The sequence below is a fragment of the Streptomyces sp. NPDC093097 genome (genome assembly GCF_044754325.1).
Classification (GTDB): Bacteria; Actinomycetota; Actinomycetes; order Streptomycetales; family Streptomycetaceae; genus Streptomyces.
This window is the reverse complement of the sequence record NZ_JBIVOW010000008.1, coordinates 1-23,536: the sequence shown is the minus strand read 5'-3', so window position 1 is coordinate 23,536 and position 23,536 is coordinate 1. Positions and strand designations below refer to the sequence as shown.

19 protein-coding genes and 1 pseudogene are annotated in these 23,536 nt (G+C 70.2%); 9 read left to right on the top strand and 11 right to left on the bottom strand.

What is annotated here, in order from left to right:
* The first annotated feature begins 340 nt into the window (after positions 1–340).
* The 5 genes from ACIQE0_RS15845 to ACIQE0_RS15825 all read left to right on the top strand — a co-directional run bounded on the left by ACIQE0_RS15845 (position 341) and on the right by ACIQE0_RS15825 (position 5,780).
* Positions 341–640 (top strand): hypothetical protein, encoded by a 300-nt coding sequence (locus tag ACIQE0_RS15845; protein ID WP_402332334.1) that lies wholly within the window; start codon positions 341–343, stop codon positions 638–640.
* Between the two features lie 16 nt (positions 641–656).
* Positions 657–1,484 carry a hypothetical protein gene (locus ACIQE0_RS15840; RefSeq protein ID WP_366338309.1) on the top strand — a complete coding sequence of 276 codons (828 nt, stop codon included), beginning with the start codon at positions 657–659 and terminating at the stop codon, positions 1,482–1,484.
* A 57-nt stretch (positions 1,485–1,541) separates the two neighbouring features.
* Positions 1,542–3,464, top strand: coding sequence for a fumarate reductase/succinate dehydrogenase flavoprotein subunit (locus ACIQE0_RS15835; RefSeq protein ID WP_402332330.1), 1,923 nt, complete (start codon positions 1,542–1,544; stop codon positions 3,462–3,464).
* Positions 3,461–4,258 (top strand): succinate dehydrogenase/fumarate reductase iron-sulfur subunit, encoded by a 798-nt coding sequence (locus ACIQE0_RS15830; protein ID WP_402332327.1) that lies wholly within the window; start codon positions 3,461–3,463, stop codon positions 4,256–4,258. Before ACIQE0_RS15835 ends, ACIQE0_RS15830 begins: the two co-directional genes overlap by 4 nt.
* A 103-nt stretch (positions 4,259–4,361) precedes the next feature.
* Positions 4,362–5,780 (top strand): amidohydrolase family protein, encoded by a 1,419-nt coding sequence (locus ACIQE0_RS15825; RefSeq protein WP_366338315.1) that lies wholly within the window; start codon positions 4,362–4,364, stop codon positions 5,778–5,780.
* 213 nt (positions 5,781–5,993) lie between these two features.
* Here the strand turns inward: ACIQE0_RS15825 and ACIQE0_RS15820 are convergent, their stop codons facing one another.
* The 6 genes from ACIQE0_RS15820 to ACIQE0_RS15795 all read right to left on the bottom strand — a co-directional run bounded on the left by ACIQE0_RS15820 (position 5,994) and on the right by ACIQE0_RS15795 (position 13,244).
* Positions 5,994–8,654, bottom strand: a complete 2,661-nt coding sequence (locus ACIQE0_RS15820) for a SpoIIE family protein phosphatase (RefSeq protein ID WP_402332774.1) — start codon at positions 8,652–8,654, stop codon at positions 5,994–5,996.
* Between the two features lie 171 nt (positions 8,655–8,825).
* A complete protein-coding gene (locus tag ACIQE0_RS15815; protein WP_366338352.1) occupies positions 8,826–9,287 on the bottom strand; it encodes an ATP-binding protein in 462 nt (153 codons plus the stop codon).
* 292 nt (positions 9,288–9,579) lie between these two features.
* On the bottom strand, positions 9,580–10,008 hold the full coding sequence (locus tag ACIQE0_RS15810) for a (deoxy)nucleoside triphosphate pyrophosphohydrolase (RefSeq protein ID WP_366338319.1): 429 nt from the start codon (positions 10,006–10,008) through the stop codon (positions 9,580–9,582).
* Positions 10,009–10,071: 63 nt separating this feature from the next.
* Complete coding sequence (locus tag ACIQE0_RS15805; protein ID WP_366338321.1) at positions 10,072–10,251, bottom strand: SPOR domain-containing protein; 180 nt, start codon at positions 10,249–10,251, stop codon at positions 10,072–10,074.
* Positions 10,252–10,494: 243 nt separating this feature from the next.
* A complete protein-coding gene (locus tag ACIQE0_RS15800; RefSeq protein ID WP_366338323.1) occupies positions 10,495–12,168 on the bottom strand; it encodes an APC family permease in 1,674 nt (557 codons plus the stop codon).
* A gap of 326 nt (positions 12,169–12,494) precedes the next feature.
* Complete coding sequence (locus ACIQE0_RS15795) at positions 12,495–13,244, bottom strand: GntR family transcriptional regulator (protein WP_366338325.1); 750 nt, start codon at positions 13,242–13,244, stop codon at positions 12,495–12,497.
* A 204-nt stretch (positions 13,245–13,448) separates the two neighbouring features.
* Between ACIQE0_RS15795 and ACIQE0_RS15790 the strand changes: the two genes are divergently transcribed.
* The 4 genes from ACIQE0_RS15790 (at position 13,449) to ACIQE0_RS15775 (ending at position 17,315) form a co-directional block, all read left to right on the top strand.
* On the top strand, positions 13,449–14,210 hold the full coding sequence (locus tag ACIQE0_RS15790) for a PIG-L deacetylase family protein (protein ID WP_402332321.1): 762 nt from the start codon (positions 13,449–13,451) through the stop codon (positions 14,208–14,210).
* Positions 14,211–14,385: 175 nt separating this feature from the next.
* Complete coding sequence (locus ACIQE0_RS15785; protein WP_402332319.1) at positions 14,386–15,516, top strand: hypothetical protein; 1,131 nt, start codon at positions 14,386–14,388, stop codon at positions 15,514–15,516.
* A gap of 276 nt (positions 15,517–15,792) precedes the next feature.
* Positions 15,793–17,007, top strand: a complete 1,215-nt coding sequence (locus tag ACIQE0_RS15780) for a hypothetical protein (RefSeq protein ID WP_402332316.1) — start codon at positions 15,793–15,795, stop codon at positions 17,005–17,007.
* Positions 17,004–17,315, top strand: a complete 312-nt coding sequence (locus tag ACIQE0_RS15775) for a hypothetical protein (protein ID WP_402332313.1) — start codon at positions 17,004–17,006, stop codon at positions 17,313–17,315. The genes ACIQE0_RS15780 and ACIQE0_RS15775 overlap by 4 nt, the downstream gene beginning before the upstream one ends.
* Positions 17,316–18,882: 1,567 nt before the next feature.
* Here the strand turns inward: ACIQE0_RS15775 and ACIQE0_RS15770 are convergent.
* The 5 genes and pseudogenes from ACIQE0_RS15770 to ACIQE0_RS15750 all read right to left on the bottom strand — a co-directional run.
* Positions 18,883–19,077 (bottom strand): annotated as a pseudogene (locus ACIQE0_RS15770) (DNA-binding protein); the annotation flags it as partial.
* Positions 19,067–19,699 carry a hypothetical protein gene (locus ACIQE0_RS15765; protein ID WP_402332801.1) on the bottom strand — a complete coding sequence of 211 codons (633 nt, stop codon included), beginning with the start codon at positions 19,697–19,699 and terminating at the stop codon, positions 19,067–19,069. The gene ACIQE0_RS15765 and the pseudogene ACIQE0_RS15770, both read right to left, overlap by 11 nt.
* A 199-nt stretch (positions 19,700–19,898) precedes the next feature.
* Complete coding sequence (locus tag ACIQE0_RS15760) at positions 19,899–22,118, bottom strand: ABC transporter permease (RefSeq protein ID WP_402332311.1); 2,220 nt, start codon at positions 22,116–22,118, stop codon at positions 19,899–19,901.
* Entirely contained in the window at positions 22,115–22,822 is a 708-nt protein-coding gene (locus ACIQE0_RS15755; protein ID WP_402332308.1) for an ABC transporter ATP-binding protein, read from the bottom strand. The genes ACIQE0_RS15760 and ACIQE0_RS15755 overlap by 4 nt, the downstream gene beginning before the upstream one ends.
* 123 nt (positions 22,823–22,945) lie before the next feature.
* Positions 22,946–23,290 (bottom strand): hypothetical protein, encoded by a 345-nt coding sequence (locus ACIQE0_RS15750; protein ID WP_402332305.1) that lies wholly within the window; start codon positions 23,288–23,290, stop codon positions 22,946–22,948.
* Positions 23,291–23,536: the final 246 nt, after the last annotated feature.

Genomic DNA, 23,536 nt, shown 5'->3' with positions numbered 1-23,536 from the left:
GCGCCGAGCCGCCGCAACACGTCCGGCCGACTTTGCGGCTCATCACATCTATGGGCTCCCTACTGAAGGGGACCGCCGGTTCCCGGGCCGCCCGACACGTCGGGGGCCCGGGCAAGGCCACCCGCCCGGCCCAACCCCGGCCCCACCGACCGACGGACCGCTCCGCACGCCCGTGCCACCCCCGCCCGTACCGGAGTTCGACGCCCAGGGGCGAAGGCGGGCCGCAACGCACCGGTTCGAGTCGTACTCGCGCCTGCCCCCTTCCCAAGCCCTACTGTGACGCGCGACACTCTCGGGCGCATGAGATCGCCCACCACACGTCGTGAAGTGAGGGCATGTGATGTCGGTACAGGACGACCTGACGGCGGTTGAACGCAGCCTGGACACCCTGGCCCAGGCGGTCGGAAAACTGGAGACGCGGATCGGCGGCGGGCTGGACGTCCGCCGGATCCGCAGCGACACGGACCATCTGCGCGAGAGCCTGGCGCTGCTCAAGCAGAGCCTGGCCGGCACCGCGCGGGACCGGGGCACCACGGCCGAGGACGAGATGGTGCCGGTCCCGGACACCCCCTACAACTCCGCGCTGTGGACGGACGCCGAGGACGAGGGCCTGGGCGCCAAGGACCGGCACGCTCCCTGAGGACGGAGACGAAACGTTGGCCACTGGCATCGAACCCGCACCGCAATCGGGCCCGACCGGCGTGCACGATGCCTCGCGCGCCGCCATCCCCGCCCGCCATCTGCGCACCGACCGCTGGTGGCTGGCGCCGGCCGGCACCGCCGCCGGACTGCTCGCGTTCATCGTCTACTCGACGTGGCGGGCGTTCGCGAACAGCGACTACTACCACGCCCCCTACGTCTCGCCGTTCTACTCGCCCTGTCTGGCGGCGAACTGCCGCACCATGCACGGCGGCCCCAACTGGGAGATCTTCGGCAGCTGGTGGGGCCTGTCCCCCGCCCTGCTGATCCTGATCTTCCCGTTGGGCTTCCGGCTGACCTGCTACTACTACCGCAAGGCGTACTACCGCGGGTTCTGGGCCTCCCCGCCGGCCTGCGCGGTCGCCGAGCCGCACCGGAAGTACACCGGCGAGACCCGCTTCCCGCTGATCCTCCAGAACCTCCACCGCTACTTCTTCTACTTCGCGGTGCTGGTCGCCGGCGTCCTGACCTACGACACCGCGCTGACCTTCCGCGACGACCACTACCGCTGGGGCCACATGGGCCTGGGCTCGCTGGTCTTCCTCGCCAACATCGTGCTGATCTGGGCGTACACCGTCTCCTGCCACTCCTGCCGGCACATCGTCGGCGGCCGGCTGCGGCACTTCTCCAAGCACCCGGTGCGCTACCGGCTGTGGGGCTGGGTCAGCCGGCTCAACGCGCGCCACATGCAGCTCGCCTGGGCCTCCCTGATCAGCGTGGCGGTGGCCGACTTCTACGTCTTCCTGCTCGCCAGCGGGGCGTTCGCTGACCCACGCTTCTTCTGACGGGCCGGCTCCAACTCCAAGGGAATCCAAGGAACTTCGAGGGAAGGTGTGCCGCAGATGGCGCATGTGGACCGGCAGACCTGGGACGTGGTCGTGGTGGGCGCGGGCGGTGCGGGGCTGCGCGCCGCCATCGAGGCCCGCGAGGCGGGCATGCGGACGGCGGTGATCTGCAAGTCGCTGTTCGGCAAGGCCCACACGGTGATGGCCGAGGGCGGCATCGCGGCCAGCATGGGCAACGCCAACCCGCACGACGGCTGGCAGGTGCACTTCCGGGACACCATGCGCGGGGGCAAGTTCCTCAACCACTGGCGGATGGCCGAACTGCACGCCCGCGAGGCCCCGGACCGGGTCTGGGAGCTGGAGACCTGGGGCGCGCTCTTCGACCGCACCGCGGACGGCCGGATCTCCCAGCGCAACTTCGGCGGCCACGAGTACCCCCGGCTGGCGCACGTCGGCGACCGGACCGGCCTGGAGCTGATCCGCACCCTTCAACAGAAGATCGTCTCGCTCCAGCAGGAGGACGAGCAGGTCTCCGGCTCCTACGAGGAGGGGCTGAAGGTCTTCCAGGAGTGCACCGTCACCCGGGTGCTCACGACGGACGGGAAGGTCTCCGGGGTCTTCTGCTACGACCGGGAGTCCGGCCGCTTCTTCGTCCTGGAGGCGCCGGCCGTGGTGCTGGCCACCGGCGGCATCGGCAAGTCCTTCAAGGTGACCTCCAACTCCTGGGAGTACACCGGCGACGGCCACGCGCTGGCGCTGCTGGCCGGCGCCCCGCTGATCAACATGGAGTTCGTCCAGTTCCACCCGACGGGGATGGTCTGGCCGCCGTCGGTCAAGGGCATCCTCGTCACCGAGTCGGTGCGCGGGGACGGCGGGGTGCTGCGCAACAGCGACGGCAAGCGGTTCATGTTCGACTACATCCCGGACGTCTTCAAGGAGAAGTACGCCCAGACCGAGGCCGAGGGCGACCGCTGGTACGACGACCCCGACCACAACCGCCGGCCCCCCGAGCTGCTGCCCCGCGACGAGGTGGCCCGGGCCATCAACGCCGAGGTCAAGGCCGGCCGCGGCTCCCCGCACGGCGGGGTGTTCCTGGACGTGTCGACGCGGATGCCGGCCGAGGTGATCACCCGCCGACTGCCGTCCATGCACCACCAGTTCAAGGAGCTGGCGGACGTGGACATCACCGCCGAGCCGATGGAGGTCGGCCCGACCTGCCACTACGTGATGGGCGGGGTGGAGGTGGACCCGGACACCGCGGCCGCGACCGGGGTGCCGGGGCTGTTCGCCGCCGGCGAGGTGGCCGGCGGCATGCACGGCTCCAACCGGCTGGGCGGCAACTCCCTCTCCGACCTGCTGGTCTTCGGCCGCCGCGCCGGGCTGTACGCGGCCGAGTACGTCGGCGGGCTGCGCGGCCGGCCGGCCACCGAGGAGCGCGCGATCGACGCGGCCGAGGCGGAGGCGCTGCGCCCGTTCGACGCCGAGGACGGCCACGGCCCGGCGGAGAACCCCTACACCCTGCACCAGGAGCTCCAGCAGTCGATGAACGACCTGGTGGGCATCATCCGCCGGGAGGGCGAGATGGCCGAGGCGCTTCAGCGGCTGGCGACGCTGCGGACGCGGGCGCGGCGGGCGGGCGTGGAGGGCCACCGGCAGTACAACCCGGGCTGGCACCTCTCCCTCGACCTGCGGAACATGCTGCTGGTCAGCGAGTGCGTGGCACGGGCGGCCCTGACGCGCACGGAGAGCCGCGGCGGCCACACCCGGGACGACCATCCGGAGATGGACCGGCGCTGGCGCAACGTCAACCTGGTCTGCGAACTCGCCGATGCCCGGCCCGAGTCGGGCGGGGCGGACCCGGCGCGGGACCAGATCCGGCTGTCCCGCCGCGAGACCCCGCCGATCCGCCGCGACCTCCTCGAACTCTTCGACAAGGACGAGCTGGTGAAGTATCTGACGGACGAGGAGCTGAACCGGTGAGCGAGCGGCAGACGGAACAGCGGTCCGGGGCCTACCAGGCGCACTTCCGGGTGTGGCGGGGCGACGCGGACGGCGGCGAACTGCGCGACTTCCAGGTGGAGGTGAACGAGGGAGAGGTGGTGCTGGACATCATCCACCGCCTCCAGGCGACGCAGGCGCCGGACCTCGCGGTCCGCTGGAACTGCAAGGCGGGCAAGTGCGGTTCGTGCAGCGCGGAGATCAACGGGCGGCCGCGGCTGCTGTGCATGACCCGGATGTCGGTCTTCGAGCGGACCGAGACCCTCACCGTCACCCCGATGCGGACCTTCCCCGTCCTGCGCGACCTGGTCACCGACGTCTCCTTCAACTACGCCAAGGCGCGCGAGATCCCGTCGTTCATGCCGCCCGCCGACCTGGGGCCGGGCGAGTACCGGATGCGGCAGGAGGACGTGAACCGGTCACAGGAGTTCCGCAAGTGCATCGAGTGCTTCCTGTGCCAGAACGTCTGCCATGTCGTCCGTGACCACGAGGAGAACAAACCGGCCTACGCCGGTCCGCGCTTCCTGATGCGGATCGCCGAACTGGACATGCATCCGCTGGACGCCGCACCGGCCCGCGGGGTGGACCGCAAGGTCGCCGCGCAGGACGAGCACGGGCTGGGCTACTGCAACATCACCAAGTGCTGCACGGAGGTCTGCCCCGAGAGCATCAAGATCACCGACAATGCGCTGATCCCGCTCAAGGAGCGCGCGGCGGGCCGCAAGTACGATCCCCTGGTGTGGCTCGGGAACAAGATCCGGCGCCGGACGGAGTGACCGTCCGCGCCCCAAGTCGCCCTCGGGGCAGCCTTCTTGGCGCCGTCCGCATGTCCGGAAAGATCCTCGCGGGGGAGGCGGCGGGCCGCGGTATAAGGACGGCATGACTTCGCCAAGGATGAGCCGGCGGCGGGTCCTGGCCGGCCTGGGCACCGTTCCGCTGGCCGCCGCTGCCGCTCTCCCCGAGACCGCCCGGCACCGGCCCGCCGGCCCGGCCGACGCCCCCGGTGACCGCCGCCCCACCCTGCTGCGCGGCGCCGACCTGGTCCTCACCATGGACCCCCGCGTGGGCGACGGCCCGCTGGGCCGGCTGGAGAACGGCGTCGACGTGCTCCTGCGGGACGGCACCGTCGCCGCCGTCGGACGTGGTCTGACCGCCCCGGCCGGTGCCCGCATACGGGACGCCCGGGGCCGGATCGTCCTGCCGGGCTTCGTCGACGTCCACACCCACCTGTGGCAGGCCGGCATCCGCGGCGGCTGCGCGAACGAGGACCTGCACGGCTGGCTGCGTCACTGCGACAACCCCGCGCTCGCCAGGCTCGGCCCCCGCCCCCAGGACATGTACCGCCTCGTCCGCCTGGCCGCGCTCAACGCCCTCCAGGCGGGCGTCACCACCGTCGTCGACTGGGTGCACCCCGTCCCCTACGACACCGGCGCGGCGTACGTCCGGGCGCTGGACGACGCCGGGCTGCGCTTCGTCTACGCCGCGACGCAGCGCGCCGCCGACGCCCACCTCATCCCCCGCATCAAGCGGGACTTCCTGGACCCGCTGCCGCTGGCCTCCGCCCAGGTGTCGGCGCGGGCCGGGATGGACCGCCTGAAGACGCTGCGCACGCTCCACGAGGTCGCCCGGGACCTGGGCGTGATGTTCAACTCCCACGTCCTGGAACGGCGCGAGGACCGCGCGCACGACCCGATCCGCTCGCTGCGCGAGATCGGCGCCTTCGGCCCGGAGCTGCTGATGAACCACGCGATCCACCTCACCGACGAGGAGATCGCGCTGACCGGCGAGCACGACGTGCGGATCGCGCACTGCCCGCTGAGCAACATGCGGCTGGCCTCCGGCATCTGCCCGCTGCCGGCGTTCCACCGGCACGCGGTCAAGGCCGGGCTCGGCCACGACGGCGGCACCGACGACACCACGGACATGTTCAACCTGATGAAGACGGCGGTCGGCCTCCAGCGGGCCCGGCACGAGGACGCCGGCATCCACCCGGCCCTGCCGGCGGCGCTGCGGATGGCGACGCTGGGCGGCGCCGAGGTGATCGGGATGGCGGACCGGATCGGTTCGCTGACGCCGGGCAAACGCGCCGACGTCGTCGTCCTGGACCCCGGCACGCTCAACTTCGCCCCGCGCTACGACTGGACCGCCCAGATCGTCCTGACCGGCCAGCCGCCGAACGTCAGCGAGGTCTTCGTCGACGGGCACCCGCGCAAGGCCCAGGGCGAGTTGCTGCACGTCGACGTCGAACGCGTCGTCCACGAGGCGGAGTCGGCCGCCCGGCACATCCGCGGGGCGTGACGCGGCGCGTGACGCGGCCCGTACGGGAGACCTCCGGGGCGTGACGCGGCCCGGCCCGTGCGGGAGACCTCCGGGGGTGTGACGCGGCCCGTACGGGAGATCCCCTACGGGATCGACGGCCCCCCTTTCACCCAGGGTAGCGGCGCGCCCGCCCCCACCACCGCCCCTGTGGACGGCGCCTCGGACCGGCTCGGTCCCAGAACAGACCCGGCCTCAGAACAGGCTCAGCAGGGCCTCCGCCGGGTCCACCGGTGCGGCGTCGCCGTCGGGCAGCGCGAGTTCGAACCAGACGGTCTTGCCACGCGGGGTGCGCCGGCTGCCCCAGCGTTCGCTCAGCAGGCCGACGAGTTGGAGGCCGCGGCCGCCCTCGTCGGTGTCCCGGGCCCGCCGGCGCCGCGGCTGGGCGAGATCGGCGTCCCACACCTCGCAGACCAGCGTCCGGTCCAGCAGCAGCCGCAGCCGGATCTCGCCGTGGCCGTGCCGCAGGGCGTTCGTCACCAGCTCGCTGACCAGCAGCTCGGTGGTGTCGACCAGGGCCGCAAGGCCCCAGTCGGTGAGCTGGTCGCGGGCCAGCTCCCGGGCCCGGGCCACCGAACGCGGCTCGGGCGCCAGGCTCCAGTCGCCCACCGCGTCCTTGGGCAGTCCGTGCACCCGGGCCATCAGCAGCGCGATGTCGTCCTCGCCGTGCGAGGTGTTCAGCGCGGACAGGACGTGGTCGCAGACGTCCTCCAGCGGCCGGTCGGCGTCCGAGAGCGCGCGCCGGAACGCCTGGAGCCCCTCGTCCAGCGGATGGTGCCGGGACTCCACCAGGCCGTCGGTGTACAGCGCGAGCAGCGCGCCGTCCGGCACCTCGACCTCGATCTCCTCGAACGGCTCCCCGCCGACGCCCAGCGGCATCCCCGGCGGGACGTCCAGCAGCAGCGCCTCCTCGCCCTCCTCGACGAGCACCGGCGGCAGATGGCCGGCATTGGCGACGGTACAGCGGCGGGTGATCGGGTCGTAGACGGCGTAGACGCAGGTGGCGAGGTAGACCTCCGAGAGGTCGGCGGTCCGCGCCGAGCGGTCCTGGCCGGTGCCGCCGGCCGCGGCCTCCGAGCGGCTGCGCGCGGTCCGCGCCATGGCCCCCCGGTCCCCGCTGCCGCCCAGCCCCCGGGCGATCTCGTCCAGCGCCCCCAGGACCTCGGCCGGCTCCAGGTCGAGCAGCGCCAACGTCCGTACCGCGGTACGCAGTTCGCCCATCGCGACGGCGGCGCGCAGCCCCCTGCCCATCACGTCGCCGACCACCAACGCGGTGCGGTGCCCGGGGAGTTCGATGACGTCGAACCAGTCGCCGCCGACCTCGGTGGCGGTGGTGCCGGGCAGATAGCGGCAGGCGATGTCGAGTCCGGCGGCCTCCGGGTCGCCGGGCGGCAGCAGGCTGCGCTGCAATATCAGGGCGCGTTCGTGCTCTCTTCGGTAGAGCCGGGCGTTGTCGATGCAGACCGCGGCGCGCGCCGCCAGCTCGACCGCCAGCGCGGTGTCCCGCTCGCCGAACGGCTCGCTGCCCTTCGTACGGGAGAACCGGACCAGGCCGACGACGGTGTCCCGGGCGACCATCGGCACCGCGAGGGTGGAGTGCACCACCGGCCCCAACTCCCGCGCCTCGTCGCTCTCCCGGCTCGGGATGACCTGCGCCTGGGCGGTCCGCAGGGCGGCCGCGCACGGGGAGTTGAAGGGGTAGCGGTGGACGGCGCCGACCGCGACCGGCTCCTCCCCGGGCTCCCCGCCGGGCAGCGGGGCGTCGGAGACCGCGCTGGCGAAGGCGACCCGGCGCAGCTCCGCACTGCCGTCGGTCATCCCGGGCGGCGCCTCGTCGCCGGCCAGCAGCCCCTGGTAGAGGTCGACCGAGGCCAGGTCGCAGAACTGCGGTACGGCGACGTCGAGGAGGGTGCGGGCGGTGGTCTCCAGGTCCAGGGAGTTGCCTATACGGGCGCCGGCCTCGTTGAGCAGCGCGAGGTTGCGGCGGGCGTTGGCGGCCTCGCGTTCGGCGCGGCGGCGGCCGGTGACGTCGGAGGCGAGCGCGGCGACGCCGATGGGGCGGCCGCTGGCGCCGTGCAGCCGGTAGAGCGAGACCGACCAGCGGCGGCGGTCGTCCTCGCCCGGGACGACGCCGACCAGTTGCATCTCGCTGACCGGCTCGCCCGTCTCCAGGACGCGGCGCAGGGCGACGGTCATCCGCTCGGCCTCGGGGCGGGGCAGGAAGTCGTAGGGGGTGCCGCCCCGGTACTTGCCGGCCGGGCCGCCGAAGACGGTGGCGAAGCGCTGGTTGACCCGCAGCAGCTTCAGGTCGGTGCCGAACAGGGTGAAGCCCATCGGGGATTGACCGAAAACGGCCTGCGCGGCGGCAAGGTCGGTCTCGATGCCGCGGAGCGCCCGGACGTCGACGACCAGGCAGACCGCGCCGCGGTCGCCGTCCTCGTTCGCGGCGGGCATCACATAGATCTCGGCGAGCCCCTCCGGTGCGCCGTCCGCCGTCCTGCGGTAGGGCACCAGGCCGGTCCACTCGCGGCCGTCGAGGATCTCGGAGACCTTGCGGCGCCCGGTCTCGCGGAACTCGCGCGGGACGAACGCCTCGACGGGGTCCTTCCCGAGCGCATGGCGGGCCGGGATGCCCAGCATCTGCTCGGCGCGCTCGCTCCACTGGTCGATCCGCCCGTCGGGCCCGAGCGAGAACGAGGCGACCTTGATGTAGTCGTAGATCGAGCCGGGCCGGCTGCTCTGCCACACGGGCGCGCCCTGCGGCTCATGGGCACGACGACGGTGGCCCGGGGCCTTGGAACCCTCCGCGCCACCATGGCCCTCGTTCTGTGCAGGTACCACCCCGCCAGATGACATCTCGCTCACGAGCCCCGTCCCCTCCAGCTCATCGTGCCCGGACCGGACCTGCCGAGTATTCCAGCACCTCGGCTATCCGGAACACGGTCTTCACGATCACAGCACAGTCTCGATCGCAGGCCATCTACAAAATGTCTATGAAATGGCAACGATCAGGACTCCCCCTCACTCCTAACCAGCCACAGACAGCTCGAACCACACGGTCTTGCCGCTTTTTCCCTGGCGGGTGCCCCAGCGGCGCGCACTGTGCGCGACCAACTGGAGCCCGCGGCCCCCCTCGTCGTCGGGGGCGGCGGTGCGGGTCCGGGGCGGATCGGGCAGCGGGTCGGAGACCTCGACCAGCAGCGCACCGGCGCCGAGCAGCACCATGCGCACGCCGATCGGGCCGCTGGCGTACCGCAGGGAGTTGGTGACGAGTTCGCTGACCAGCAGCACCGCGACGTCGGCGGCGCCGTCCAGCCCCCAGTCGTCGAGCACCTGACGGACCATGGTGCGGGCGGTGCGCACCGCGCCGGGGTCGGCCGGGAGGCTCCATTCGGCGCTCGGCGCACCGGAGGTCTTGCCGCGCCAGCGGACATCGGTGGCGCCGGACTCCGGGACCTCTGCCGCTGCGCCGTCGCTCACGCCGATCACTTCCCAGGCCGAGGGGTCCCCCGCCGTACCCGACCCCATCGAATAGGGCCAATCAGGACATACCCGATATCGAGGGGCCAGTACCGCCTTCAACCGTGCACTGTGGCACAAATGGCGCATCTCGCGGCAAGGCGTCGCCGCGGTGGGCACACCCCATGAGCGGGCGGACACCGGCGACCGGCACGGGCCGGTACGCGACCCGCGCTCACCGAGGGCGCGCGCCGGGGGCCTGGCCCCGTTGCCGGACCCCGTCCAACAGGTCAGGACCCGGCCATGATCCGCAGGGCGGCTCCTACAGCCGCGCGCCGGGAATCCCCACCGCGGGCTTGGACCCCAGCCGGCGCATCACCTCGGCGACCGCCGGGCGGTCCTGGTCGAGCCAGTCCACCTCGCGCTCCTCACCGGGCCGCAGCCAGCGCAGCTCGTCGTGGTCCTGGAGCGGTTCCGGCCGGCCGGAGACCAGTCGGACGGTCCACACCTGGAGCACATAGCCGGGCCGCAGCACCCACTCGCCCGGGATCCGCTCCACGGGCACGGCGTCGATGCCCAGTTCCTCGCGCAGCTCGCGCACCAGCGCCTGCTCCGGCGTCTCGCCGTCCTCCACCTTGCCGCCGGGCAGCTCCCAGCGGCCGGCCAACGCGGGCGGTGCGCTCCGTCGGGCGGCCAGCAACCGCCCCCGCTCGCACACCGCACCGCCCACCACTACGCGCACCGTCGTCATGCGCGGCAGCCTACGTCCCCCGCTCGCCTCCCGCTTCCCGCTCCGCTCACCCGGCCCGACGCCCTACGAGGCCCCTCGACCGACCCGCTCGACCGCGTAGAGCCGCCGGCTGCCACGGGTGTCGAGACGCTCGGCGACCCGCTCCGCCTCCGCTCGGGTGGCATAGCGGCCGACGCGATAGCGGTTGCCGCCTTCCTCCTCGCGGATGACGAGCCAGGGCAACGCGGTCTCGTTGTCGGTCATTGGGCCCCTCCGTCCGCCGCGCAGCGCGCCGCTGCGCGTCCCTCCTGTGCTGATGCCGAAATCGCGATCCGCATATGCCCGAGCCTACGCCCGACCTTTACGGACCGGATATGGAATTGCACAAAGAGAGACCGAACCGGCCACCCGCGGCCCTGGAATCCCAGGTGTGGCCGCGAGTGGCCGGTGGAAGCCCGAGGAACTCGGGTCATGCAGTGGTGGCGGAAGAGCGCCGCGAACGGCCGCTCAGGCGCCGGCCGGGGCCTTGTCGCCCTCCGCCTCGTCGGCGTCCCGCGCCGCGGCGAGCTCGGCCTCGACCTTCACTAGCGAGGGGTTGCGCCAGGCACTGCGCACGCCCCAGTAGTAGAAGGCCAGCGCGATCGCGGCGACCACGGCAAGGTCGAGGCCCGCCGGCAGGTAGCCCTTGCCGCCGAACTCCTTGCCGCCCAGGTAGGAGACGGCCGCCATGACCAGCAGGTAGACCACCATCCAGGCGCCCGCCTTCAGGTGCGGCATCAGCTCCTTGAGCAGACCCCGCTTCCACGGCCGGACGATCTCGTACCAGGCCCAGACCGGCAGGCCGACGGCCATGATGAAGATGACCTTGCCGGTGAGCGGCCACTTGCCCCAGTACAGGACCAGCGAACCGAAGATCATCGCGACCGGCGCGATGACCGGCATGGCGCGCAGCTTCACCGGCCGCTTCATGTGCGGCGACAGCCGCCGCAGACCCATCACGGCGACCGGGCCGGTGATGTACGAGATGACGGTGGCGACCGAGACGACCTCGGCGAGCGAGCCCCAGCCGCGGAACACCGCGAGGAACAGGAACGCGACGAAGAGGTTGAGCACCAGCGCCGGGCGCGGGATACCGGTCTTGGCGTCCACCTTGCCGAAGATGCCCGGCAGGTGACCGTTCTCCTGGACGCCCTGGATCATGCGCGAGGTGGTGGCGGCGTAGATCATGCCGGTGCCGGACGGCGAGACGAAGGCGTCCGCGTACAGCAGCAGCGCCAGCCAGTTCAGGCCCCAGGCCAGACCCAGCTCGGCGAGCGGGGAGTGGAAGCTGAGCCCGCCCCAGCCCTTGCTGAGGTCCGCGGCCGGCACGGCGAAGAGGAAGGCGACCTGCAGCGCGATGTAGATCACCAGCGCGATGAGGATCGAGAACGCGACGGCCTTGGGCAGCGAACGGCCCGGGTTGCGCGCCTCACCGGCGAGGTTGAGCGGCGACTGGAAGCCGTTGTAGGCCCAGACGATGCCGGAGAGCGCCACGCAGCTGAAGACCGCGCTCCAGCCGTTGGGGGCGAAGCCGCCGGCGCGCTCGATGTTGCCGGTGTCGAAGTGCGCGAAGATCAGGGCGCCCGCGGTGAGCACCGGCACGACGACCTTGAAGACCGTGATCGCGGTGTTGGTCTTGGCGAACATCGTCACCGCGAACCAGTTCATGAAGAAGTAGAAGATCAGCAGGACGCTGGCCACCGCGACGCCGGAGCCGGTCAGCTCCTTGCCGTCGAACAGCGCCTTGGCCCAGCCGAAGTCCCACGAGCTCATGTACTGGACGGAGGCGGTCGCCTCGCCCGGGATCACCGAGACGATGGCGATCCAGTTGGCCCAGGCCGCCAGGTACCCGGCGAGCGAGCCGTGCGAGTACTGGCCGTAGCGGACCATGCCGCCCGCCTTGGGGAACATCGAGCCGAGCTCGGTGTAGGTCAGCGCGATGGTCAGGGCGACGATCGCGCCGATGACCCAGGCGAGGATCGCGGCCGGACCGGCGATGGCGGCGGCGCGCTGGGCGCCGAACAGCCAGCCCGAACCGATGATGGACCCGAGACCCGTGGCGGTCAGGGCGATGGTCCCGAGGGACCGACGGTAATTCGAATGCGAACCCTGCTCCGCACTCGTTGTTTTCGTCGTGCTCACGTCTGGTCTCCTGGTCTTCCCCCGTGCCGTGCACAAACTTCGCCATCGTATGAGCGAATCCCAGGTTCCGGACCCCCCACGGAAGAAAAATTCCTGGCCAGTTGAGCCTCTGTGAGGTTTCCAACACTGGTTTTCGGCCGACCTTTAGCGTCGAACTCCCTCAAAACGGACAGGCAAGTTGGCCGGAAATTGCAACCGTTCAGCCTTGCGCACCCCACGAGATCCCCAAACAGGGCGTCGACTTGGCGAACACGGGGAGTTCGCGCGCACCTCCGGCAGGCCCCTCCGCACCGAAAAACGCTCCGCGACGCCCGGAAGCCGCTCCGCTACTTCACCGGCAGGTGGTACGCCACCCGATGGCGGGCGGCGAGCGCGATCACGTCCGCCGTCTCGACCGGCCGGCCCCCGGCGAAGTACGTCCGCGAGATCACCAGCACCGCATGGCCGGGCACCCCGCCCAGCGCCATCGCCTCCTCGGCGAGCCCCGGCCGCGCCCCGACCTCCTCGACGACGTTGTCCACCACCACGTCGATGGCCGCCATCCGCTCGACCACCCCGCGCCCGGCCAGCGGACCCTCCTCCGGCAGCATCACCGGCGTCCGCCCCGTGATCTCCAGCGGCTCCCAGGAAGTGGAGAGCATCGACGGCTCCCCCTCCGCACGGAAGACATAGTGCGTCCGCATCACCCGGGCCCCCACCGGAATCCGCAGCCGGGCCGCCACCGCCGAGCCGGCCGCCTCCTGCTCGCTGCTGGACTCCCAGGTGCCGCGCACCCGCTCATCGCTCTGCTCCTGCCGGAACGGCGTGCAGCCCCGGCTATGGAAGCCGCCGCGGGCGATCCGGCGCGGCACCGGCTGCTCCCGTACATAGGTCCCCGAGCCGGAACGGCCCTCCACCAGCCCCTCGGCCATCAGGACCTTGCGCGCCTCCAGCGCGACGGTGTCCGAGACGCCGTACTCCTCGCGGATGCGGGCCTGGGAAGGGAGCCGGGTGTGCGGGGCAAGCACCCCGTCGACGATCTTCTGACGCAGGTCACCGGCGACGCGGAGGTACGCGGGCTGCTCACCGAAAGACACGGGCCCCTCCCAACAGCTTGACAGTCAGCAACAGCGTGGCAACCGTCCGTGGCGGACCGCAAGCCTCCCCCAAATATTCACCCAAAGTAATGAATGCAGCTCACCCACGCCCCACACTCACCCCACACCCCACTCCATCCCACCTTCCACCACGGTCCGTATCCATCCGTGCCACCATCGTCACCACCCACGAAAGGGACCGCGATGCCGATCGAGAACGCCGCCGTCAGCGCCCTCCACCCGATGCCCGACGACTGGCAGCGGGCGCTGGCCGTCGTGGCCCACCCCGACGACCTCGAATACGGCGCCGCCGCGACCATCGCCGAATGGACCGACGCCGGACGGGAGATCCACTACCTCCTGGTCACCCGAGGCGAGGCGGGCATCGACGGCATCGCCCCGCCCGAGTGCGCCGCGCTCCGCGAGGCCGAGCAGCGCGCCGCGGCGGCCCAGGTCGGCGTCCACACCGTCGAGTTCCTCGACGGCCACCGGGACGGCGTCATCGAGGCCGGCCCCGCGCTCCGCCGCGACCTGGCCGCCGCGGTCCGCCGCCACCGCCCGGAGCTGCTCCTCACCCTCAACCACCACGACACCTGGTTCGGCACCCAATGGAACACCCCCGACCACCGGATCGTGGGCCGCGCCGTCCTGGACGCCGCCACCGACGCCGGCAACCGCTGGATCTTCCCCGAACTCGCCGACACCGAGGGCCTCGCCCCCTGGCCCGGCGTCCGCTGGACCGCCGTGGCCGGCTCCCCCCACCCGACCCACGCCGTCGAAGTGGGCCCCGGCATCCCCCGCGCCATCGCCTCCCTGGCCGCCCACGCCACCTACCTCACCGCCCTCACCACCCCCGACCAGGACCCCCATACCTACGCCCACGACTTCCTCAACCGCTCCCTCCACACCGCAGGCACCCGCCACCGGGGGCGCCCGGCGGTCCTGTTCGAGGTGTTTCCGCATTAGGGGGTAGCTGGCGGGGCGCCCCAAGGGCGGCTGCCGGACGCGCGTCGACACCCGCCTAACCACCCCTCTCCACAAGGGAGTTGAGCCAGCCCGCTGGTGCCGCCCAGCGGCTGAGATCTCCCCGCCCTGCCCTGTTCCCGCCCCACCCACCACCGGCAGCGGTAATGTCCGCCGCGTGAGCGAGCACCAGTATTACGAGTTCCAGGCCCTCGACCGACCGCTCAGCCACGAGGAGCAGAACCAGCTGCGGACCGTCTCCACCCGGGCCCGGATCACCGCAACCAGCTTCACCAACACCTACAACTGGGGTGATCTGCGCGGAGATCCACGCCGCATGGTCGAGCGCTACTTCGACGCCCACCTCTACGTCGCCAACTGGGGCACCCACCGCCTGATCCTCCGCCTGCCCCAGCAGACCTTGGCCCTGCCCACGGTGCGACCGTACTGCCTCGACCACCACGTCGACGCCTGGACCACCCCCACCCACCTCCTTCTCGACCTCACCAGCGAGGACGAGGAAGGTGAAGAGGACGAGGGCGCCGACGACTCACTGGCCGCCCTCATCGGCGTACGCGACGAACTCGCCACCGGCGACCTGCGCCCCCTCTATCTCGCCTGGCTCTCCGCCCTCACCGCCCAGGGATTCGAGGACGACGACGAAGAGGAATTCCAGACCGCCTTCGAACCTCCCGTCCCGGCCGGCCTCAACGCGCTGACCGCCCCGCAGCGCGCGCTCGCCGACTTCCTGCGCGTCGATGCCGACCTGCTTACGGTCGCAGCCAAGGCCAGCCCCGCCACGCCCAAGGAACCGACCGGCCCCTCGAAGAAGGAACTCTCCCGGCTGATCGCCGCCCTCCCCCAAGAGGAGAAGGACGCGCTGCTGCTGCGGCTCGCCATCGGCCCTGCTCCCCGGCTGCGTCTCGACCTTCTGCACCGCCTCGGTGGCAGCACGGCGCACGCCCCTGTCACAGGGCAGCAGTCAGCCGCCCAGCTCCTGGAGGCCGCCCACGCCCTGCGCACCGAGCGAGGCCGGCACGCCGAACGTCAACGGGCCGCCGCCCGCGCCGAGTACCTGACCGACCTTGCCCGCGAAACCGAATCCATCTGGCGGCAGGTCGAAACCCATATCGCCACCAAGAAGACCAGCGCCTACGACAAAGCCGTCGCCCTCCTCGCGGAGCTGCGGGACGCCTACCACCACACCGGCCAGGGCACTGATTTCGGCCAACGCCTGACCCTCCTGCGCGAGACGTACCAACGCCGCCCCGGCCTCATCCTCCGCCTCGACCGCCACGGCCTCCGGTAACGCCCCGACGCCACGAGGCCAAGCCGGCAGTCCCTGAGAGGGGTGACGCGAACTCAACTCGCAGGCAAGGCGGTTGGGGATTCACACCAACAGGGTCATTCCTCGGCGCCCCCCTCGCGCCCCGCCCCCCTCTGCCAGACTCACCCTCAGGGGCCGCGCACGGCATCGGCCTAGCCGATCTCCCGTCACTCAGGCCAACGGCCCTCGCCCCCAAGCACAGCACTGAGAACAATCAGAGGCAGAGGAAAACGGGCAGAAGAAGTGGGACAGGAAGAAGTGGGACAGAGCGATTCCCCCACGGGGGTCCCCCCGGTCGAGCAACTGGTGACGCGGAGCGGGGATCTCAAGAGCGAGCTGGTGGCCTTCGCGCAGAGCCCGCGGTTCGCCAGACGTCTGGAAGCTCTCCTCGATGAGGCCGCCGACCGGCTCGGTTCACTCGACGAGACAACCGCCATCCACGCGATCGACTACTTCGCGCTCCAGCACCGGCTGGCGGACGGCTCCACCGTCGTCGAACGGTTCGTGAGCCGGCGGCGGCCGCCCCTGCCGGAGGACGAACGGGCGATGCTGCTCGGCTGGCGCGACGTGATCGAGGGGATCTTCGAGGTGTGGCAGCGCGACCGCGGCGCCGTCGTCCTGCACAACCTCCTCGACGATCTCGTCTACCGGACCCACTCCACCATGGGGCGACGCGCTCTCGGGAAGCTCCGCAAGGGGATGTTCGTCGCCGCTCGCGTCGTGCCCGTCCATCCCGCCACCGACGACTGGCTGGTCAGCGGCAACCTCGCCGTCTACCCGTCCGGCGCCGGCCCGGAGCTGGCCCAGGCCGCCGTCCAGGCCCTCACCGCCGATCCGCAGCTGCTGCTCCGCAATCCCGACCTGCTGCGAAGAGCCCGGGAGATGGAGGCCGAGGCCCGCGCCGACTTCATCGGACTGTTCGGCACCGACCTGCTCGTACTGGAACCACGTCAGGCGCAGGAGCGGCTTCGGGAGTACCACCGCCACCGGCAGGAGAAGATCCGCACCGAACTCGACGGCGAGGCATCCGAACAGACTCAGGGAAACGGGCCCTCACTCGACGAACTCAGCAGCCTGCCGCAGGACCTCCGCGACGCGGAAACCCTCGCCGTGATCTACGACGAGAGCGAAGGCCTCTGCTACTACGCCGACTTCGGCCACCTCGACGCGCTGTTCGCCGACCCGGCCCTGGCCCGCGACCGTACGCGCCTGGCACGCCTACGGGAGTACCTCGACGACGACTCGGTCTCCCCCATGGTCATCCGCCGCCTCGTACAGCGGCACCCCGGCGGAGCCGACGCCGTCTTCCGCGCCCTCCTGCGCAAACCCGCCTTCACCTGGGAACGGGACGGCGAAGCGCTGCTGCGCCGCCGCAAGAAGAGCCACTACGCGCGTGAGCCCCTGCCGAGCATCACCCTTGTCGGCGACCGCCTCGCCGAACTCCTTCGCACAGAAAGCCCGAGCACGTCTTGAAGAAGCCCACCAGGACCGAACTCGACGCGATGGTCGCCGAGGCGACCGTCGACGCCTACGACGAGCACGAACAGCTCGACGCCTTCCACACGGTCATCGACGACCGCCTTGCCCTCCCGTTCGACACCACCGTCCTGGGTGCCACGGCCACCGTCACCGCCATCCAACTGCGGCCCGGCAGCGGCATCGTCGCCCTCTGCAAACGCGGCAGGTACCGCCAACGGATCGGCATCCTCGACCTGCCCCTTCCCGAACCCGCTCCCGAGGGGTGGGCCTGGGTGGAGGCATACCGACACTGGACCCCCTAAACCCTCGCGTTCCCCAGCCCAGCCACACACGAGCCAATCCCGAGCCAGCACCGGCCCAGTACCGAACCAGTACCGAACCACCAACGAACCACTGCCGAGCCACCTGTCCACCAGCCGGTGTGAGACGGTGCGAGGCGGTCGGGCGGTCGGGCGGTCGGGCGGTCGGGCGGTCGGGCGGTCGGGCGGTCGGGCGGTCGGGCGGTCGGGCGGTCGGGCGCACCAAAACCGCCGAACAGCCCCCATGCAACCCTCACCCCGGCTATCCGCAACCGCCCCGCCGACCAGGCAAACATCCGCCCCCTCCCCGCTGTTGCCCACCTCAGCGCACACCCGGCCCCATCTGAAAACTCACGCTCAGCGCCATCGCCTCCGCAGGAGACCCGTCCCCCGTCACGCCCGACATGGCCGACAACGCGCGCCGCAGCCCGCCCCCGGTCGACCGAAGGCCGCGCCCGCCGACCGACCACACCGGCCAGAGACCGACCGCCCCCATCACGCACCATGCCGCTGATCACTGCGAGGACACCGTCCCACGGTGCAAGCCCCGGGCAGCAGCCATCCTCACTCACGCCGGTACGGCGGTCGCAACCCACGCTCCGCTCAGAGTCCAACTCCCTTGTCAGTGGCTGCTGTCAGGATGAGCATCAGTCATCCCAGACCGTCGTCAGGAGACACTGTGAGCACCCCCGGTCTAGGCCCGCTGATCACCGAGCGCCGCAGCGGCAGCGAGCCGATACGGACCCGCGGTGAAACGGTGGGCAGGCTCGGCGAGTTCTGGAGCTGGGCCTGATCCGACCTCGCCCAACAACACCACCGGCCTGCAGAAGGCAGTCACCACATGCACCGAAGAGACGCTCCAGGCCGTGTCGTGGGACTGAGCTCCTGCCCGCGTCCTGTGCCGTGATGATCTCGGTGCGGAGCGTGGGGATCTTTCGGAGTCGAAAGTGGGGCGAGGGGGCGGACGCCGGCCCGTGCGTGCCGCCCGCGGGGTGCCGCGGCCGCGACAGGTGGATCGGAATGCTTTGCTGCACAGAAATACAGTCTGTCTCGCCTGCGGGTGGCTCGATGCCCCCATGACCAGCGGCTACGTGCGGATGGGGGGCGTTGCATCCAAGGACGTACACGGAAACGACGGGGGAAACGGCCCCCGAAACGACGGGGGAAACGACAGAGGGCACTCCAGGCCGCACCCGGGTGGCTCGAAGCGCCGCTGAGCTGCACCTTTCCCGCATACGACGCGATGACGGCCTGCGCGCCGCCCTAACGTCCCTTTACCGAGGAACACGAGCCCTTTCCCGTACCGCACCGCAACATCGTCCCGGCGCCGAACGCCGTGCCCGCCACGTCGAGCGGCCGTTCACCACGCGTTTCCGCAGGCACGCCAAGTGCGGGCGGGATTGGTGCGCAGGAGTTGCAGCGTGCAGTCACGACGTCCGTCGGGTCCGGCGGCCGGATGCACTGAGCCCATTCCAACCTGACAGTGCGGTCCGTCACGTTGGAATGGGCTCGCTGTGGATCCGTCTGGCGCTACGGGTGCTGCCCTGCCGCAACCGCGGACCGAGGGACATCACACCGCGACGAGCCGGACCCGATCGCCGCAGAGCTTGGTCATATCGTCGATATCGGAGGTCAGCATGACCACGGGGCGGTGCTGTCGCAGCGCAGCCTCGGCGACCGCCGCACCGATCGCGTACTTGTGCCCATGCAAGCCGGCATCCATCAGCAGCCTCAAGGCCGCTCTCGCTTCCTCGTCACCCATAGGAAACTGGTTCGTCCTGCACGCGGGCGCCGATGCCGCTCCCGGGCACACCCTGGAGAGCTACGTCCGCCAGGCGCGGACGGCGGCTTCCGCACTCGGCCTCGATACGCGCCATGCGTCCTTGCCCGCGTTGCTCAGAACGTTCATCCCCTTGGACGTGGGCAACCGTGGCCGCCGCGGTGAGTACGTCATCGACGCGGCTCTCCACTGTGCGCAGCCGGAGCTCGATCGGGAGCCGCGCTACGAGGGCGAGGACGACAGCGGCGGGTAGCAGTATGCGAGCGCGTGTCCGGAGACGTGCGGTGATGATGACCAGGAGGACGCCTACGCAGAGTGCGAGACCTACGTTCGCGAACAGCACATAGCGGGTGACATAGAGCGGTTGGACGAGCGATATCAACGCCAGGCCGATCTGCGGCACCGCACAGAGTGGGAGCGCAACAGCCGCGAGGTGCACCCGCTCATGCGGAACTTCCTCGCCCCTGCTCTCAGCCCTGTGCGCCTGCGGAAGAAGGGCGCACAGGACCGCGACCGTCACGGTGACCAGCACACCAAGCACAGTTGACCAGCCCAGCGGCTTGATCCAGGAGACCGGCGAGACTTGGCTCCGGCCGGTCAGGATCACCGGCAGGGTTCCAGCGACAGCTCCGGAAGCGGCGAGCGTCCACCCGATACATCGAGTCCGGCCAGGACGGACGTACGCCCCTTCGAGTTCCTGACGGACCGGGAAATTCGGCCTGTCGCACCGGCGCGGGACCTGGAGTCAGCCACTCATCTTCGACCGGGACCCGGTTGCCGCCCGTCGGTCCCGCGACAGCGGTACGTCATTCCCCGTAAGGGCGCCACTCCCGGGACTGTCGGACTGCGGCTCGCGCTCCCCACCACCACGTGAAAAGGGCAAGGACGGCAAGAGTGCCTGCCGTGGAGAAAAGGACACCGTTCGACAATTCGATGCCGTCGGCCGGGGTTTCTTGCGGTGCTGCCAGCCAGCTTGCCGCGATCACGCTTGAGACGACCGAAGCCAGCAACGGAGCCAGGAGCGCCCAGGCCGCAGTGGAGTAGTAGACCTTCCGCTGGCCGGTGAGCACGCTCAGCGGCGCGACCTTGCGACTGAACCGCAGGAACTCCGCCAGGTTGGCCAGCGCGACTGCCAGCCCGACGATGAGCACTCCTGGTACGCCGAAAAACACCACCCATTTACCGTGCGCGACCGATTCCCGAGCTCCGACCAGCCACTCCGCTCCCGGGGCATCGGCAATCGCCGCAGCGACCGGGAGCTCGTCCCGCAGCAGCTGTTTGATCCCTTCCTGGGGGAGATCCTGGCCCTCGGCAGAGACGAGGACCAGCCTCTCAGGGGTGATGGAAGAGTCGTCCGGAAGCGGCGGGGCCTGTTGCACCTCGACTCGGTCGATGACCGGGCTGACCCACCGCAAGGTCTCGGTCAGACGCTGATCAGCACTACGCGACGTGATGATCGTGGGCCGCGATGAGCAAGGGAGTTGAACGGCACGGAGGGCTCGGCAAGGGCCTTGGATACGTGCCGGCACCGAGGCTCCGGGGTTCTTCGGGCGGTACACCGCGAACGTTTCAGCCCCGGCCGGGAGATGCCCGAGTACGTCCTTGAGGCGGTTACGTGCTACGTCACCAGTGACGTTCACCAGCAGCACACTGCGGCCGACGCGGTCCGCAGTGGCTTGCGCTGCCTTCGCGTTCTCCCCGAACTGGGCGTTTTTCAGTTCCACTTGACTGACCAGAACCAGGGCGATGCTGACTCCGGCAACCAAGCGCGCGACCACACCGGGGTGCGCCGCGGTGTGACGGCCGGAGATCAGGGCACCGGCGTCGCCTGTGCGGTGCGACCAACGCGCCAGCGAAGGCCCGAGAGCCGCGGCCCCCACCGCGACCGCACACGGCAGCGTCGCCATGACCGCCACGACGCCGGCGTTGTAGAGCTTCATCCGCAGGTCGGCGTAGTGCGAAGGATCAAGTTGCGCCGGTCCCCAGACAGTGGCGAAGAGCAGGACCGGACAGGCAAGCGCCGCCCAATGCAGCGCGCGGGTCCTGCCCGCCGAAAGCCGCGTCGAGCGAGTTTTGCGGCGTGCTGCGGGACGGTGCACCAGGCACACGACGAGCAGCACCCCGACGGCGGCTGCAAGGCCGGATACAGCAACACCCTCCCACCACCGACGCAGATCCGAGGACGACAACCAATAGTTGATCCACGGCAGCCGTACATCCCCGATGGCCTGCACGGCCAGCGCCGGCAACGTCCCCAGAACAGCGCCCGACACCACGGGGACGGCAGCGTCACCAAGGTTGAGCAGAGCGCGGTGGCGCCGGCCTCCGCCCAGTGCACTGACCAGAGCTGTGCGTTTGTCCCGTCCGGTAGAACCCATGCGTACCGCGACGATGACCAGCACGGCAGCAGGCAGCAGGAGCAGATAGAGGGCGGTCAGAAACTTCCCGCGATCGGCGATGAAGCGCACATCACCGGTCGGCATGCCTCCTGAGCCGAAACCGACGATGGGAAAGGCTCGTTGCTTGTCGAGTTGCCGGTCTGTCGGATTGACGTAGGCGTATCGCTCGCCGGGGCTCGCCAAGCCCTCGGTGCTGATGATGCCGGCGACCTTGCCATACCGGTCCGGTGCTCCTTCTGCCTGGAGCAGGCGCTCGAGTTCGGGAGACAGGAGTGCCTGGCCTGGCGCGGGCCAATGGTCGACGCCGGGTGGCAGCTGCGCGTGCCCGGAAAGCGGACGCACGTAGACCAGACTGAACTGCCTACCTCCGATCTCGTCGAAGGTAGGCTTCGCCAGGGCCGCGATCGGCTGAGCCGGATGGGCATCGTGGAACTGGACGCTACGGGCATCCGTCCGCTGGGCGATTCCGTTGTACGCGGCGTAGGTTGCCGCCACCGACGTCAGTCCCAGAGCCAGAACGGCCGTGGCGAGCAGGAGTGCCACTGCACGCACACGTCCGCCGCCGACTCGTTTCCCGGCTGCTCGTCCCATGCGAAGCAATTGCCAGGAAAGGGAGTTGCGCTTCACGAACGCCCTCCCGTCGTCCGCGGCACGAGTGCGGAACCGGTGAGTTCCAGGCAACGGTCGGCGCGCTCCGCGACTTCGGCATCATGCGTTACTACTACCAACGCACAGCCCCAACGCCGCGGCACGTCGAAGAGCAGCTCCGAGACGGCATCCCTGGTGGCGTGGTCGAGTGCGCCAGTCGGTTCGTCCGCCAACAGAATCTTGGGCTGGTTGATCAGCGCGCGGGCTACCGCAGTCCGCTGCCGCTCTCCACCCGAAAGCTGACCCGTCGGAACTCCGTCATAGGGAACACCCAGGTCGTGGAGGAGGCCCTCCGCACGCTCGTAGGATTCTTCTGTCGGCGCTCCACCCAACAGAGCCGCCAGGGCTACGTTTTCCACCGGTGTCAGTTCCGGCAGAAGCTCGCCGAACTGGAAGACGACACCCATGTGGCGGCTGCGATGACGCTCCAGGGCACGCTGCCGCATCCGAACAACGTCCTCGCCGACCACTTCAACTCGCCCTTGAGACGGTCGAATCAGCCCGAGGATGCAACCGAGCAGTGTGCTCTTGCCACTGCCGCTGGGGCCGACCACTGCGGCCGACTCCCCTACTCCGACCTGCAGGTCCAATCCGGTCAGCAGCACACGATCAGCTATCGCATAGTGAAGCCCGCTGATATTCAGTACGCACTCGCCGGCCTGTTCACCGTTGTGTTGCCCCACTGATTCCTCTCTCACATCCACTCACGGCACCGGCAGGGCGGGAGGCTTACACCACCATTCCCACCCTGCCGATTCGCTTTCAGTCACCGCGCGGCCCGCCGGCCAGGCCGTGCAGGGTGAAGATCAGCCGCGGATTTCCCAACGGCTGCACTGGTCGTCGTTGTCCGGAACCCAGGTGCAGGTCCGCAAGTCGGTCACCCGACCGCCAATGCCGCTGTAGGCAATGCTGTTGAGCGTCCCCGACTTGTTCCACAGCGTGTAGTAGCTGCCCGAGTCGGTAGTGCGGCAGTAGTCCGCGTGGGCCTTGAGACCGTTCTTGTGGATCACCGCTGCGACCTGGGTGTCACTCTTCTGGGTCCAGGACCCTGCCGCGCCGCCGGGCGAGTGGCTCTCGAACGCGGCGAACGCCGGCGACGCCGCCAACAGCGTCGCACCAGCCACCGCCAACCCGACGATCGTCTTCTTCATCACCAGCGGATCCTCCCCTTGTGAGGGCACGAGCTCGATGCCATGCCCCTTGATCGCGCCACAAGGCATGAATCACGATCCTTCACACGTAAGGCACAAACTGAACGCACGTCCGGAACAAGCTGTCCGATGTTTCGCCATAGACGCTAAGCTTTACTTTTTACCGTTGCGACCGGCTTTGCCGGTTGCAACGGTGTTCTTTTTCTTGGGTGTTGGGTGTGTTTTGCCTGCTGGGTAGCGGGTGCG

Excerpts from the sequence above, each read along its gene's own strand:
- ACIQE0_RS15835 (WP_402332330.1), top strand. The coding sequence starts at position 1,542 with ATGGCGCATGTGGACCGGCAGACCTGGGACGTGGTCGTGGTGGGCGCG.
- ACIQE0_RS15845 (WP_402332334.1), top strand. The coding sequence starts at position 341 with ATGTCGGTACAGGACGACCTGACGGCGGTTGAACGCAGCCTGGACACC.
- ACIQE0_RS15825 (WP_366338315.1), top strand. The coding sequence starts at position 4,362 with ATGACTTCGCCAAGGATGAGCCGGCGGCGGGTCCTGGCCGGCCTGGGC.
- ACIQE0_RS15820 (WP_402332774.1), bottom strand. The coding sequence starts at position 8,654 with ATGTCATCTGGCGGGGTGGTACCTGCACAGAACGAGGGCCATGGTGGC.
- ACIQE0_RS15810 (WP_366338319.1), bottom strand. The coding sequence starts at position 10,008 with ATGACGACGGTGCGCGTAGTGGTGGGCGGTGCGGTGTGCGAGCGGGGG.
- ACIQE0_RS15750 (WP_402332305.1), bottom strand. The coding sequence starts at position 23,290 with ATGAAGAAGACGATCGTCGGGTTGGCGGTGGCTGGTGCGACGCTGTTG.
- ACIQE0_RS15790 (WP_402332321.1), top strand. The coding sequence starts at position 13,449 with ATGCCGATCGAGAACGCCGCCGTCAGCGCCCTCCACCCGATGCCCGAC.
- ACIQE0_RS15805 (WP_366338321.1), bottom strand. The coding sequence starts at position 10,251 with ATGACCGACAACGAGACCGCGTTGCCCTGGCTCGTCATCCGCGAGGAG.